The sequence below is a fragment of the Methylomonas albis genome, assembly GCF_014850955.1.
Lineage (GTDB): Bacteria > Pseudomonadota > Gammaproteobacteria > Methylococcales > Methylomonadaceae > Methylomonas > Methylomonas albis.
In genome coordinates this window covers 4,359,219-4,375,277 of sequence record NZ_JACXSS010000001.1, presented here as the reverse complement: position 1 = coordinate 4,375,277, position 16,059 = coordinate 4,359,219, and the positions used below count along the sequence as shown (strand labels likewise).

The following is a 16,059-nucleotide window of genomic DNA, read 5'->3' as shown; positions in this document are numbered from 1 at the left end:
TTGCAGCGGCGATAAAGGCCATAGGGTTTCCAGCTGTGGATAACGCTGTTCAAGCGCGCTCACCTGTGGCTGGGACAGCGCGAGTAACGGAAAATCAGCCGGCGAATGGCCGCCGGCTCCCTCTTGCCGGGTATGTGACACCAGCGCTCGCAAGGCGTGTTGCCAATGTTCGGCCAGTTTCGCGATGCTCTGTTCGTCAAGATGGCGAGTCGCCCAACACCAATGTGCCGAAAGCGTCGCGCCTTCCGGGCCGTCGACGATGACCGCGTTGACGGTTGTGGCATGCGTGACAGGCATCTCGGCATCCGCGCCGCCGCTCAGTCCATTGCCATCGGTGGCGATGCACCAGTCTTGGTTAATTCCCGCCGCAAACCGGCCCAGATAATTAAAAGCCAGTTGCGGTGAGGGTAGGTCTGCCAGAGTTTGTCCCTCGTTAGGCTGCAGATAACGTAGCAAGCCGAAACCCAGGCCGCGGCCGGGTATGGCACGCAACTGGTCCTTGACTTGCTTTAGCGCTAAGCCCATGTCCGCTTCGCCACGCAACGCGGCATCAATATCGATGCCCGCCAACGATAAGCTCACAGGGTATAGGGTTGTGAACCAGCCGACTGTGCGCGAAAGATCGAGATCGTCAGCGAAGGGTTCGCGGCCATGGCCCTCAAGATCGATCAACACTCCCGGCTTGCTTGCGGGTCGCCACGCGGCGACGGCCACGGCCAGTGCGGTCAGCAGCACATCGTTGATTTGGGCATAAAAGGCCGCGGGTATATCGGTCATTAGCGCCAAGGTCAGCGCGGGATTTAGGGAAACCGAAAAGGTTTGGCTGGTCGCCGTGGTATCCCGCTGCGTATCCAGGATAATGCCCGGTAATAACGGTACGCCCCGGGCAAGAATGGATTTCCAGGCCGCTAGTTCCGCAGCGATGACGGCGGACAGCGCGTATTCCTGTAGCCGTTGCGCCCAGATTCTAAACGGCGTGGTGACCGGTTCCAGCACGATGGGTTGCTGACGGCAAATGGCTTGCCATGCCGCGTCCAGATCTGACAGTAGAATGCGCCAGGAGACACCGTCGACGGTTAAGTGATGGATGATCCACAACAAGCGTTCCCCTTCGGGCAGCGAAAGCCACAGCGCCTCGAAAAGCAAACCGTTTGCCGGATCGAGTCGACCGGCGGCTTGATTAATCGCTTCGTTTAGACGCTGCTGCCGACTTAACGCTTCCATGTCGCGCAGATCAATACGCTGTAGGCGGCTATTGGCGGTGACTGTTTTTGGCGGTATCACCCCCTGCCATGCCCCGTTTTCACTACGCATGAAATGAGCACTTAACAGGGCATGGTGATCGGCCATGGCCTGTAGGATGGCGTTGAGCTGTTCGGCTTCGATGTGTGCGGGCAACTGGATTAGCATGGCTTGGTAGAAGCCGTTGCCTGGGCCTTCCGCGCTCAGAAAGCGGGCCATTATCGGCGTAGGCGGAAACGGCCCGCTGACTTCGAAGACGGTGGATGGCTTATTGCTAAGCGTCGTCCCGGCAATCTTTGCGAGATCGGCGACGCAGGGATGCTCGAACACATCGCGTGGCCGAATCTCTAGCCCAACGCGCCGGGCGCGGCTGACCAACTGAATGGACAGAATACTATCGCCGCCCAGCGCAAAGAACGAATCCGCCACACTGACGTGCTCCAGCCCCAACACCTCGCCGAACAACGCCGCCAAACGCGCCTCTTCCGAAGAAACCGGCGCCACAAACCGGGCCCCGCCGCGTTGCGGTGCCGGCAAGGCCCGCCGATCCAGCTTGCCATTCGGCGTCAACGGCAAGGCCTCTAACTTCACAAAGGCCGACGGCCGCAGATAGTCCGGCAACTGCGCCGCCAAGGCCGCGCGCAACGACGCGTCGGATTGATAGGTAGACAGCTCGGCGCCGACAGCCGGCACCCAATAGGCCACCAACTGCAAACCGAGGCCGTCGTCGCGGGCCACCACAGCCGCCTGCGCCACCCCCGGCAAGGCCAACAACAAAGCCTCCACCTCGCCGGGCTCGATGCGGAAACCGCGAATCTTGACCTGACTGTCGGCCCGTCCCAAAAACTCCAGCGTGCCGTCCTCGCGCCAGCGCGCCAGATCGCCGGAACGGTACATCCGGGCACCGGGCGAAAACGGATCGGCGACGAAACGCTCGGCAGTCAAGGCCGGACGGTTTAAATACCCACGGGCCAACGCCGCGCCGGCGATGTACAACTCAGCCGCGACACCGACCGGCACCGGTTCCAGAGTGGGGTCCAGCAGGTAAATGCGGGTATTGCGGATGGGCGAGCCGATGGGGATGGTCGGGCCGTTGACAGACGGGCCTTGTGCCGCATAATGCGTCACCTGGATCGTGGTCTCGGTCGGCCCGTATAAATTGACAACGCCTAGCTGCCAACGCTCCAACACGCGGCGGGCGAGCTCGGTCGATAAGGCCTCGCCGCCGCAAAATACCTGGCGTAGCGCCTTGGGCTTGCGGTCGTGTTCGGCCAGGAACGACGCTAGCAGCGAAGGCACGAATTGGGCAATCTGTACCTGATGCCGGTCGAGCTGTTCAAACAGCGACTGGTCGTCGCGGAGTTGCTGAGCCGAGATCAACACTTGCGTGGCTCCGGCCAGTAATGGTAGCCAAAGTTCCCAGACCGAGGCATCGAAGGTGGCGGCGGTTCTGCCGAGCACCCTCTCCTGCGAACCGAGCGGGTAAGCCTGTTGCATCCAGCCCATATGGTTGACTAGCGACCTGTGAGCAACCATCACCCCCTTCGGCTGCCCGGTCGAACCGGAAGTAAACAGCACATAGGCCGGATGCAGCGGGCTGAGCGGCGTCAAGCGATGGGCATTGCTCGGATTATCGGCGGGACGCAAGGCCAAATCGGCCACTATGGCCGGATCATCCAGCCGCATCGCCAGGCAGTTCGTGGGCAAGCGTTCGGCCAGCGTCGCCGTCGTGATCACCCATATTGGTCTTGCATCCTCCAGCATGGCGGCCACGCGGGCTTGGGGATGATCAGGATCCAGCGGCAAGTAGGCCGCACCGCTTTTCAGTACCGCCAGCAGCGCAATCAGCAATTCGAACGAACGCTCCAGATACAGGCCGATTAGCGCTTCCGGGCCCGCGCCTTGCGCAATCAGCGCATGCGCCAGCCGGTTGGCGCGATCGTTAAGTTCGGCATAGCTGAGTGTCAGATCGCCAAAGACCAAGGCAATGGCGGCCGGATCACGCGCCACTTGGGCTTCGAACAGTTCCGGCAAGGTGGCTTTTGGAACAGGCTGCGCGGCGGGGTTGAATTTTTCCAGCAGCGTATGGCGTTCTTCCGGGGTCAGAATATCGCACTGATACAAGGGCGCATCGGGCTGGGCCAGGGCCTGTTCGATCAGCCTTAACCAACGGCTGCTTATTCGTTCGACGGATTCGGCATCGAACAGATCGCGGCTGAATTCCAGCTCGCCGCTTAAGCCCAAGGGTTCGCCCTGATCATCGTAATGCTCGGCCAAACTCACCAACAAATCGAACTTGGCGCCGTGGTGCGCCAAGGGTTCCAGTGCCAGCGTCAGCCCCGGCAAAGCCATGCGCGGACGGGCGGTATTTTGCAAGGCCAGCATCACCTGAAACAGCGGATGGCGGGCCATCGAACGCGCCGGTTGCAAGGCATCGACCAACAACTCGAACGGCAAATCCTGATGCGCGTAGGCCTCCAGATCGAAGGCCCGCACACGTTGCAGTAGCGTGCGTAACGAAGGCCGTCCCGACACATCGCAGCGCAACACCAGCGCATTCACGAAAAAGCCGATCAAACCCTCGATCGCCCGGTCGGTGCGGCCGGCGATCGGCGTGCCAATCGCAATATCCTCGCCGGCCCCCAGGCGCGACAACAATGCCGCCAACGTGGCCTGCAACAGCATGAACAGCGACGCCTGCTCGGCCTGGGCCAAAGTCAGCAAGGCCCGATGCAGTTCGGCGGATAGCCGAAGCGGCACCGTGCCGCCGCGATAGGAAGCGACCGCCGGCCTGGGCCTGTCGGTCGGTAGCGGCAACTCATCGGCAATCCCGGCCAAAGCCGACTTCCAGAACGCCAACTGCCGGGCCATCGGACTGCCGGGATCGTCCACCGCCCCCAAGGCCTGGCGCTGCCACAGCGCATAATCGGCATACTGAATCGGCAAATCCGCCCAAGCCGGCGCCTGGTTCAGACAACGGGCGCTATAGGCCAAAGTCAAATCGTCCGCCAACACCGCCATCGACGCACCATCGGCGGCGATGTGATGCACCAGTAGCAGCAATACTTGCTCTTCCTGGCCTAAAGAGTCGGTGCTGAGCGGATCGACACTTGTGCTGAGCGGATCGACACTTGTGCTGAGCGGATCGACACTTGTGCTGAGCGGAGTCGAAGCAAACAACCAAGCCCGAAACGGCAACTCCACGCTAATATCCAGCGTGGTATCGGCGGCGGTTTGTAACTGCTCAGCCAGCTCCGCTTCCGTGACCCGGCAGCGCTTCAAAATAGAACCAATAGCCGCAACCGGCACAATCGCCTGCGCAGCCACACCGTCGAACTCCGGGAAGCGGGTGCGCAAGGCTTCATGACGAGACAGCAGATCGAGCAACGCCTGTTCGAGCGCCTCGACATTCAACTGACCGCTTAAACGCAAGGCGATAGGAATGTTATAAGTCGAGCTTGGTCCTTCCAGACGGTGAATAAACCACAAGCGTTGCTGCGCATAAGACAACGGCAAGCGCACAGGGCGCGGCAAGGCCAGCAGCGGCGCTCTTGCACCGAGCATATCACGCAGACGTAAAGCCAATTGCGCCACCGTCGGCGCCTCAAATAAAGCCCGGATCGGCAGCTCCAGCGCAAATGCCTCGCGCACCCGACTGACCAAACGGGTCGCCAGCAAGGAATGCCCGCCCAGTGCAAAGAACGAATCCGCCACGCTAACGCGCTCCAGCCCCAACACCTCGCCGAACAACGCCGCCAAACGCGCTTCTTCCGAAGAAACCGGCGCCACAAACCGGGCCCCGCCGCGTTGCGGTGTCGGCAAGGCGCGCCGATCCAGCTTGCCATTCGGCGTCAACGGCAAGGCCTCTAACTTCACAAAGGCCGAAGGCCGCAGATAATCCGGCAACTGCGCCGCCAAGGCCGCGCGCAACGACTCGTCAGACAGCCGGGTCGACAGCTCGGCGCCGACAGCCGGCACCCAATAGGCCACCAACTGCAAACCGAGGCCGTCGTCGCGGGCCACCACGGCCGCCTGCGCCACCCCCGGCAAGGCCAGCAACAAAGCCTCCACCTCGCCGGGCTCGATGCGGAAACCGCGAATCTTGACCTGACTGTCGGCCCGTCCCAAAAACTCCAGCGTGCCGTCCTCGCGCCAGCGCGCCAAATCGCCGGAACGGTACATCCGGGCACCGGGCGAGAACGGATCGGCGACGAAGCGCTCGGCGGTCAAGGCCGGACGGTTTAAATAGCCACGGGCCAACGCCGCGCCGGCGATGTACAACTCAGCCGCGACACCGACCGGCACCGGTTCCAGGGTGGGGTCCAGCAGGTAAATGCGGGTATTGCGGATCGGCGAGCCGATGGGGATGGTCGGGCCGTTGACAGACGGGCCTTGTGCCGCATAATGCGTCACCTGGATCGTGGTCTCGGTCGGCCCGTATAAATTGACAACGCCTAACTGCCAACGCTCCAACACGCGGCGGGTGAGCTCGGTCGATAAGGCCTCGCCGCCGCAAAATACCTGGCGTAGCGCCTTGGGCTTGCGGCCATGTTCGGCCAGGAACGACGCTAGCAGCGAAGGCACGAACTGGGCAATCTGTACCTGATGCTGGTCGAGCTGTTCAAACAACGACTGGTCGTCGCGGAGTTGCTGAGCCGAAATCAACACTTGCGTGGCCCCGGCCAGTAACGGTAGCCAAAGTTCCCAGACCGAGGCATCGAAGGTGGCGGCGGTTCTGCCGAGCACCCTCTCCTGCGAACCAAGCGGGTAAGCCTGTTGCATCCAGCCCATATGGTTGACTAGCGACCGATGAGCAATCATCACCCCCTTCGGCTGCCCGGTTGAACCGGAAGTAAACAGCACATAGGCCGGATGCAGTGGGCTGAGCGGCGTCAAGCGATGAGCATTGCTCGGATTATCGGCGGGACGCAAGGCCAAATCGGCCACTATGGCCGGATCATCCAGCCGCATCGCCAGGCAGTTCGTGGGCAAGCGTTCGGCCAGGGTCGCCGTCGTGATCACCCATATTGGTCTTGCATCCTCCAGCATGGCGGTCACGCGGGCGTGAGGATGGTCCGGATCCAGCGGCAAGTAGGCCGCGCCGCTTTTCAGTACCGCCAGCAGCGCAATCAGCAATTCGAACGAACGCTCCAGATACAGGCCGATTAGCGCTTCCGGGCCCGCGCCTTGCGCAATCAGCGCATGAGCCAGCCGGTTGGCGCGATCGTTAAGTTCGGCATAGCTGAGCGTCAGATCACCAAAGACCAAGGCAATGGCGGCCGGATCACGCGCGACTTGGGCTTCGAACAGTTCCGGCAAGGTGGCTTCGGGAACAGGCAGCGGGGAGGGGTTGAATTTATCCAGCAGCGTATGGCGTTCTTCCGGGGTCAGAATATCGCACTGATACAAGGGCGCATCCGGTTGGGCCAGGGCTTGTTCGATCAGCCTTAACCAACGGCTGCTTAAGCGTTCGACGGATTCGACATCGAACAAATCGCGGCTGAATTCCAGCTCGCCACTCAAGCCTAAGGGCCCGCCTTGTTCGTCGAACTGCTCTGTCAAATCGAAGGTTAGATCGAACTTGGCGCCACTGTGTGCCAAAGGTTCCATGGCGACGCGCAAGCCAGGTAAATCCATGCGGGGTTTAGCGGTGTTCTGCAATATCAGCATCACCTGAAACAGCGGATGGCGGGCCATCGAACGCGCCGGTTGCAAGGCATCGACCAACAACTCGAACGGCAAATCCTGATGCGCATAGGCCTCCAGATCGAAGGCCCGCACGCGTTGCAGTAGCGTGCGTAACGAAGGCCGTCCCGACACATCGCAGCGCAACACTAGCGCATTCACGAAAAAGCCGATCAAACCCTCAATCGCCCGGTCGGTGCGGCCGGCGATCGGCGTGCCAATCGCAATATCCTCGCCGGCCCCCAGGCGCGATAACAATGCCGCCAACGTGGCCTGCAACAACATGAACAGCGACGCCTGCTCGGCCTGGGCCAAAGTCAGCAAGGCCCGATGCAGTTCGGCGGATAGCCGAAGCGGCACCGTGCCGCCGCGATAGGAAGCGACCGCCGACCTGGTCCTGTCGGTCGGCAGAAGCAACTCATCGGCAATTCCGGCCAAAGCCGACGTCCAGAACCCCAACTGCCGGGCCATCGGACTGCCGGGATCGTCCACCGCCCCCAAGGCCTGGCGCTGCCACAGCGCATAATCGGCATACTGAATCGGCAAATCCGCCCAAGCCGGCGCCTGGTTCAGACAACGGGCGCTATAGGCCAAAGTCAAATCGTCCGCCAACACCGCCATCGACGCACCATCGGCGGCGATGTGATGCACCAGTAGCAGCAATACTTGCTCTTCCTGGCCTAAAGAGTCGGTGCTGAGCGGATCGACACTTGTGCTGAGCGGATCGACACTTGTGCTGAGCGGATCGACACTTGTGCTGAGCGGAGTCGAAGCAAACAACCAAGCCCGAAACGGCAACTCCACGCTAATATCCAGCGTGGTATCGGCGGCGGTTTGTAACTGCTCAGCCAGCTCCGCTTCCGTGACCCGGCAGCGCTTCAAAATAGAACCAATAGCCGCAACCGGCACAATCGCCTGCGCAGCCACACCGTCGAACTCCGGGAAGCGGGTGCGCAAGGCTTCATGACGAGACAGCAGATCGAGCAACGCCTGTTCGAGCGCCTCGACATTCAACTGACCGCTTAAACGCAAGGCGATAGGAATGTTATAAGTCGAGCTTGGTCCTTCCAGACGGTGAATAAACCACAAGCGTTGCTGCGCATAAGACAACGGCAAGCGCACAGGGCGCGGCAAGGCCAGCAGCGGCGCTCTTGCACCGAGCATATCACGCAGACGTAAAGCCAATTGCGCCACCGTCGGCGCCTCAAATAAAGCCCGGATCGGCAGCTCCAGCGCAAATGCCTCGCGCACCCGACTGACCAAACGGGTCGCCAGCAAGGAATGCCCGCCCAGTGCAAAGAACGAATCCGCCACGCTAACGCGCTCCAGCCCCAACACCTCGCCGAACAACGCCGCCAAACGCGCTTCTTCCGAAGAAACCGGCGCCACAAACCGGGCCCCGCCGCGTTGCGGTGCCGGCAAGGCGCGCCGATCCAGCTTGCCATTCGGCGTCAACGGCAAGGCCTCTAACTTCACAAAGGCCGAAGGCCGCAGATAATCCGGCAACTGCGCCGCCAAGGCCGCGCGCAACGACTCGTCAGACAGCCGGGTCGACAGCTCGGCGCCGACAGCCGGCACCCAATAGGCCACCAACTGCAAACCGAGGCCGTCGTCGCGGGCCACCACGGCCGCCTGCGCCACCCCCGGCAAGGCCAGCAACAAAGCCTCCACCTCGCCGGGCTCGATGCGGAAACCGCGAATCTTGACCTGACTGTCGGCCCGTCCCAAAAACTCCAGCGTGCCGTCCTCGCGCCAGCGCGCCAAATCGCCGGAACGGTACATCCGGGCGCCGGGCGAGAACGGATCGGCGACGAAGCGCTCGGCGGTCAAGGCCGGACGGTTTAAATACCCACGGGCCAACGCCGCGCCGGCGATGTACAACTCAGCCGCGACACCGACCGGCACCGGTTCCAGAGTGGGGTCCAGCAGGTAAATGCGATAGTGGTCGAGTGGCGTACCAATGTCTAGCAATGGAGTGCGTTGCCTCGCCAACGTAGTTTCAGTGACGGACTGCGCGGTCGCCCAGACCGTTGCTTCGGTGGGGCCATACAGATTGACCAACGAACGGGTTTTTGCCAACAAGCCCTGTGCCAGATCCTGCGGTAGCGCTTCCCCGCCGCAAATGGCCCGGAGTTGCGGGTCACTGTCCGGCAGAGCTTCGAGCAAGGCTCGCCAATGGCTCGGTGTTGCTTGCATCACAGTCGGTTGGTGACGAGCAAAAAATTGCGCGAATTCAGCAATATCCTTGTTTTCCGAACCCATGCTCAATAGTACGCAGGCGCCGCGAGACAGCGGCAGGAAAAGTTCAAGAACGGCGATATCGAAGGCAATCGTGGTCATTGCTAAGCAGCGGTCAGCCGCATCGCAATGAACGACTGCTTGGATCGACGCCAGGAATACGCTGAGCGCGCCATGGCTAATTGCGATACCTTTCGGTTTTCCGGTCGAGCCGGAAGTAAAGATCACATAAGCCGGCTGACGCGAGTCAAGCGGCATCAGTCGATTTGCATTGCTCGGATTATTGGCGGGCCGCAACGCCAAGTCGGCAGTTGTGGCCGAATCGTCAAGCCGAAAGTGCCTATAGCCTTCCGGCAAACTATCGGCCATAGCTGTCGAGGTAATCACCAGTAGCGGCGAAGCATCCTCCAACATGGTTGCAATACGCGCTATCGGATAGTCAGTATCCAGCGGTAGATAAGCCGCGCCGCTTTTCAGTACCGCCAGCAGCGCAATCAGCAATTCGAACGAACGCTCCAGATACAGGCCGATCAGCGCTTCCGGGCCCGCGCCTTGCGCAATCAGCGCATGCGCCAGCCGGTTGGCGCGATCGTTAAGTTCGGCATAGCTGAGTGTCAGATCGCCAAAGACCAAGGCAATGGCGGCCGGATCACGCGCCACTTGGGCTTCGAACAGTTCCGGCAAGGTGGCTTTTGGAACAGGCTGCGCGGCGGAGTTGAATTTTTCCAGCAGCGTATGGTGTTCTTCCGGGGTCAGAATATCGCACTGATACAAGGGCGCATCGGGTTGGGCCACGGCCTGTTCGATCAGCCTTAACCAACGGCTGCTTAAGCGTTCGACGGATTCGGCATCGAACAGATCGGCGCTGAATTCTACGGTGCCGGATAAGCCCAAGGGCCCGCCTTGTTCGTCGAACTGCTCTGTCAAATCGAAGGTTAGATCGAACTTGGCGCCACTGTGTGCCAAAGGTTCCATGGCGACGCGCAAGCCAGGCAAAGCCATGCGGGGTTTAGCGGTGTTCTGCAATATCAGCATCACCTGAAACAGCGGATGGCGGGCCATCGAACGCGCCGGTTGCAAGGCATCGACCAACAACTCGAACGGCAAATCCTGATGCGCGTAGGCCTCCAGATCGAAGGCCCGCACGCGTTGCAGTAGCGTGCGTAACGAAGGCCGTCCCGACACATCGCAGCGCAACACCAGCGCATTCACGAAAAAGCCGATCAAACCCTCAATCGCCCGGTCGGTGCGGCCGGCGATCGGCGTGCCAATCGCAATATCCTCGCCGGCCCCCAGGCGCGACAACAGCGCCGCCAACGTGGCCTGCAACAGCATGAACAGCGACGCCTGCTCGGCCTGGGCCAAAGTCAGCAAGGCCCGATGCAGTCCGGCGGACAGCCGAAGCGGCACCGTGCCGCCGCGATAGGAAGCGACCGCCGGCCTGGGTCTATCGGTCGGCAGAAGCAACTCATCGGCAATCCCGGCCAAAGCCGACTTCCAGAACCCCAACTGCCGGGCCATCGGACTGCCGGGATCGTCCACAGTCCCCAAGGCCTGGCGCTGCCACAGCGCATAATCGGCATACTGAATCGGCAAATCCGCCCAAGCCGGCGCCTGGTTCAGACAACGGGCGCTATAGGCCAAGGTCAAATCGTCGGCCAACACCGCCATCGACGCACCGTCGGCGGCGATGTGATGCACCAGCATCAACAACACCTGTTGCTCGGTAGTCGACGAACCCGTGCCAAGCGGATCGATACTTGTGCTGAGCGGAGTCGAAGCAAACAACCAAGCCCGAAACGGCAACTCCACGCTAATATCCAGCGCGGTATCGGCGGCGGTTTGTAACTGCTCAGCCAGCTCCGCTTCCGTGACCCGGCAGCGCTTCAACAGCGAACCAATAGCCGCAACCGGCACAATCGCCTGAGCAGCCACACCGTCGAACTCCGGGAAGCGGGTGCGCAAGGCTTCATGACGAGACAGCAGATCGAGCAACGCCTGTTCGAGCGCCTCGACATTCAACTGACCGCTTAAACGCAGGGCGATAGGAATGTTATAGGTTGCACTGGGGCCTTCCAGACGGTGAATAAACCACAAGCGTTGCTGGGCATACGACAGCGGCAAGCGCTCGGGACGTGCGAGTGCGGAAATCGTTGCTCTGGCGCCGCGCAAGTCGCGCAAGCACATCAGCAATTGTGCGACGCTTGGGGCATCGAATAAGGTTTTGGCGGGCAGTTCCAGTGAGAACGCCTCGCGTACCCGGCTGACCAACTGTGTTGCCAACAAAGAGTCGCCGCCCAGCGCAAAGAAGGAATCGTCAGGACCGACGCTATCCAGCCCCAGCACTTCGGCGAACAATGCTGCCAACAGTTCTTCGTCAGTACGATGCTTTGCTCTAGCGGCTTGCAGCCACTGATCTCGCACTTCGTTCGGCGCAGTGGGCATTGCCGCGGGCGATTGCCCCAGCAGCGCCAGCAAGGGTTGAGGTCCGCGAATCTCATACAAGCTCTTGAGGCGAGGCCAATCCGCATCGACCACGGCCACGCGGCTTTGCGAGCTTGCCAGCAAACGGCCGAACAGCGCCAGCGCCGAGTGGGCGTCAAGCGGGGTAAAGCCGCTGGCGGCGACTTGTGTGGCGGTCTCGTCAGCGATCATGCCGCCGGTTTGCCACGGTCCCCAGTTGATGCTGAGCACGGGCAGGCCCAGGCCTTGGCGATACGCGGCCAGGCCGTCCAGGAAGCCGTTTGCCGCCGTGTAAGCGGCCAGTTGCGCCGTCCCCAAAACCGCGGAAATCGAGGAGTAAAGGACAAAAAAATCCAGTTGCAGGTCCATGCTCAAGCGATGCAGAGTCCAGGCACCGCGAAGCTTGGGCGCCAGTACCTGACTTAAACCTTCGCGATCAAGCTCGTTCAGGCTGCGGGTGCTGAGGACGCCGGCGGCGTGGATGATGCCTTTGAGGCGAAAGTCGCCGGTGGCAATTTGCTTGAATAACTCGGACATGGCGGCTTCATCGCCGCTGTCCGCCTGCAGCAGGCGCACTTGCACGCCCAGCTGCCGGATAAAGTCCAGGGTGTCCCGAGCGGCTTCGCCAGGAGCCTTGCGGCCTAGCAGGATCAATTGGCCGGCGCCGTTTTCGGCTAAAAAGCGCGCGGTTTTTAAACCGAGTGCGCCCAGGCCGCCGCTAATCAGGTAAGCGCCGTCGGCTTTGCAGCGGACAACGGCGGCAGGGGGTGGCGGGTAGCCTGCCAGCCGGGCGACATAGCGTTTTCCGCCGCGCAGACTGATGGCGTCTTCGTCGCCCGGATTGAGCAGTTCGCGGATTAAGGCTGGGGTTTCGCCGGGATCAAGGTCAATCACGCCGCCTTTGAGCTGGGGATATTCGAGAAACAAACTTCTGGCCAGACCCGTCAGCAGCCAGGGAAAGGGCGAGGTGGGCGCATGGTCCGCGGCATTGCTAGCCGAAGGCGTGATCAGCCAAAGTTTGACCGCGGGTTGCAAGGCGGCGGCACGCGCCAGCAGAATGACCTGCATCAAGGCCGCCTCGCCCAAAGCGTCGGGCGGTGTCGGCGCGGACGGCCAGAGATAGACAATGGCTTGCGGCTGAATCGCCTCCAGCAAAACCCGGTAATCGTCGGCATTCTCGGCATCAAGCGACCAGACATCGCTGGCGGTCTGGGCATAGCGATTGCCCGGCGAGACACGGATACCGGTGAGTCCGGCATCCTGGAAACCCTGCGTTAACTCGGCGGCTTCGTCGCTGCTGAAAATCAGCCACGGCCGGCTTGGCGCGGCGCCGGGCGCTAAGGCTGAAGCGCTCAGGCGGGATTGTTGCTGCCAGATCGGCCGGTAGCACAGGCTGTCGAGATTGGCATTGACGGATTGATGCCCGCGAATCAATAAGCCGCTCAGTTTCGGTAACAACCGTAATTCGTCCGCCGACAGCTCGCCTTGGCTTTGCAGGTACTGGCTCAGCGCCTCGGCGTTTCCGGCTTGCAGCAGGGATAGCAGTGGGGAGTCGGGGGCGGCGGGTTGTTGCAAACTCCGCTCCACCCAAAATCGTTGGCGTTGAAAAGGATAAGTCGGCAACTGCAGAGACTGGTGGCGGTGTTTTGGATACAGGCTAGGCCAGTCGATGGATTCGCCATGCACAAACAACTGGCCCAGGGCGCGGTTGACTTGTTGGTCGTCGGCGGTGTGTTGCCGCAAGGCGGGGATCAAGACCGCGTCCGGGCAGAGCGAAGCGGCCATGCCCAGCAACACCGGATGGGGGCCGATTTCCAGCAGTAGTGAGATGCGCCGCTGTTTTAACGCGGCGACGCTGTCGGCAAAGCGCACCGGTTTGCGGATGTGTTCGAGCCAATAGGCCGGCGTGGCGATGGCTTCGGTGATCAGTTGGCCGCTGACATTGGAAATTAAGGGTATCCGCGGCACATGGAAATGGACTTCGGCGGCGACCTTGGCGAATGCCGCCAGCATCGGTTCCATCAACGGCGAGTGGAAGGCGTGGGAGACCTGCAGCCGGCGATGGCCGATGTGTTGGGTTTGCAGCGTCTCCAGCACTTGCTGCAGCGCGGCTTCCTCGCCCGAGATGACCACGTTGTCGGGGCCGTTGATCGCGGCGATGGCCAAGCGGTTGACCAACGTGGCGGCCTGTTCGCTCAGGACTTGCGTAACTCGCGTTTCATCGGCAAACACCGCCGCCATCGCGCCGCCAGCCGGCAAGGCCTGCATTAGCCGAGCCCGGGCGCAGAGCAATTTAAGCGCATCCGCTAGGCTGAACACCCCGGCCACGCAGGCGGCCACATACTCGCCGACGCTGTGCCCCAACACCGCGGCAGGCCGTACGCCCAGCGCTTGCCAGAATTCGGCCAGCGCCATTTCCAGACAGAACAGCGCCGGTTGGGTGTAAACGGTCTGGTCGAGTGCCGCCGCCGTCGACGCAAACAGCAACTCGACCAGCGGCACGGGACAATACGGCAGCAGCTGCTCGGCACAACCGTCGAGGGCCTGACGGAACAGCGGCTGGGTTTGATACAGCCGCTGGCCCATGCCCGGATATTGCGCGCCCTGGCCGGTAAACAGAAAGGCTGTGGCCGGCGCGGTCGTGGCCGGAAGCGGATGAGTGAACAAGCCCTCGACCGGATTAGCGTCGGCAAACGCCGCCAAGGCCTCGGCAAACGCGGCAATCGACGCCGCGCTCAACGCCAGACGATAGGGGAAATGGTTGCGACCGGTGGCGGCGCTGGCGCACAGATCGAGCGGCGCGAGGTTCGGGCTTGCGTACAGAAAATCCCGGTAACGCAGGGCCAGCGCCCGCAGCGCCGGCTCCGAGCGGGCGCTCAACACCAGCAACGGCTGCGGCGGACTGGCGGAAGCGGAAGCGGCTGTTGCTGTTGCGGCGACAGCGGGTATCAAATCGACTGGCCCCGCAGTTTCGATAGGCTGATTGGACGGCTTTGCCTGATCCCATTGCAGGGATTGAGCGGACAGCGCCAGCGGCGCCTCTTCAATGATGACATGGGCATTGGTGCCGCTGAAGCCGAAGCTGCTGATCCCGGCGATCCGTGGCCGTTCGCCTCGCTGCCAAGGCTGTGACGCCTGCAGCACCCGCAAGGGTTTATCGGCCCAGGGGAAACGCGGCGTCGGCTGCCGGCAATGCAAATGCCGCGGCAGCGATTCATGCTGCAGCGCCAGCACCAGCTTGATGATCCCGGCCACCCCGGCGGCGGCTTCCAAATGCCCGACATTGGTCTTGACCGAGCCCAGATACAAAGGATTGTCCACCGAACGCGACGGACTAAACACCTGATCCAAGGCCCCCAACTCAATCGGGTCGCCCAGCGCCGTGCCGGTGCCGTGGGCCTCGACATAACTCACCGCCGCCGGGCTTAGGCCGGCATGGCGCAACGCCTGGCGAATCACCTGTTCCTGCGCGGGGCCGCTGGGCACCGTCAGACCGCCGCTGGGGCCATCCTGATTCAGCGCCGAACCGCGCACCACCGCCAGCACCCGGTCGCCGTCCGCCAGCGCATCGCTCAAGCGCTTCAGCACCAGCACCCCGCAGCCTTCGCCACGCACATAGCCGTCCGCGCCACTATCGAAGCTCTTACAGCGGCCGTCGGGCGCCATCATTCGCGCCTTGGAAAAATTAATGCTCAGCCCCGGTTCCAGGATTAGATTCACCCCGCCGCTCAAGGCCAGCTCGCATTCCCGGCGGCGCAAACTCTCGCAGGCCAGATGCAAACTCACCAACGACGAAGAGCAGGCGGTATCGACACTGAAACTGGGACCGGTCAAACCCAAACAATACGACAAACGCCCCGCCGCGACGCCCTGCGAAGCGCCGGTGCCGACATAAGCATCGATCTGCTGCAGATGCGCCGGCGCGAACAAACGCTGGGCATAATCCTGACCGATGATGCCGATAAACACCCCTGCGGCGCTGCCATAGACGCGCTCGGGCGGAATATTGGCGAACTCCAACGCCTCCCAGGCCACTTCCAGCAACAAGCGTTGCTGCGGATCCATCGACTGCGCCTCGCGCGGGGAAATCGCGAAAAAACGCGCATCGAAGTCTTCGACCTGCTCGATAAAACCGCCATAACGGGTATTCATCTTGCCGGGGGCATCGGGATCGGCATCGTAATAGGCCTCGATATCCCAACGCTGCGCCGGCACCTCGGTGATGGCATCGCGGCCCTCGTCCAGCAACCGCCAAAAATCCTCGGGATTATTCACCCCGCCGGGCAAGCGGCAGGCCATGCCGACGATGGCAATGGCCTCGTTTTTTTCGGCGACGCAAGCCTTGAGCTTGGCTTGCAGCTCATCGATCTTCAGCAGTGCGCTTTTAATCAAGTCCCGCTGCGCGGGGCCGGGGTCGCTGGTTGGGGTCAT

1 protein-coding gene (cut by a window edge) is annotated in these 16,059 nt (G+C 61.9%); it reads right to left on the bottom strand.

Features of this window, described 5'->3' with window-relative positions; all coding sequences use genetic code 11:
• A protein-coding gene (locus tag EBA_RS19625; RefSeq protein ID WP_192376280.1) for a non-ribosomal peptide synthase/polyketide synthase crosses the window boundary here: on the bottom strand, positions 1–16,059 show its 5' portion. The gene continues 12,711 nt to the left of window position 1, outside the view; only the first 16,059 of its 28,770 coding nucleotides appear in the window; the start codon lies at positions 16,057–16,059; the stop codon falls past the left edge of the window.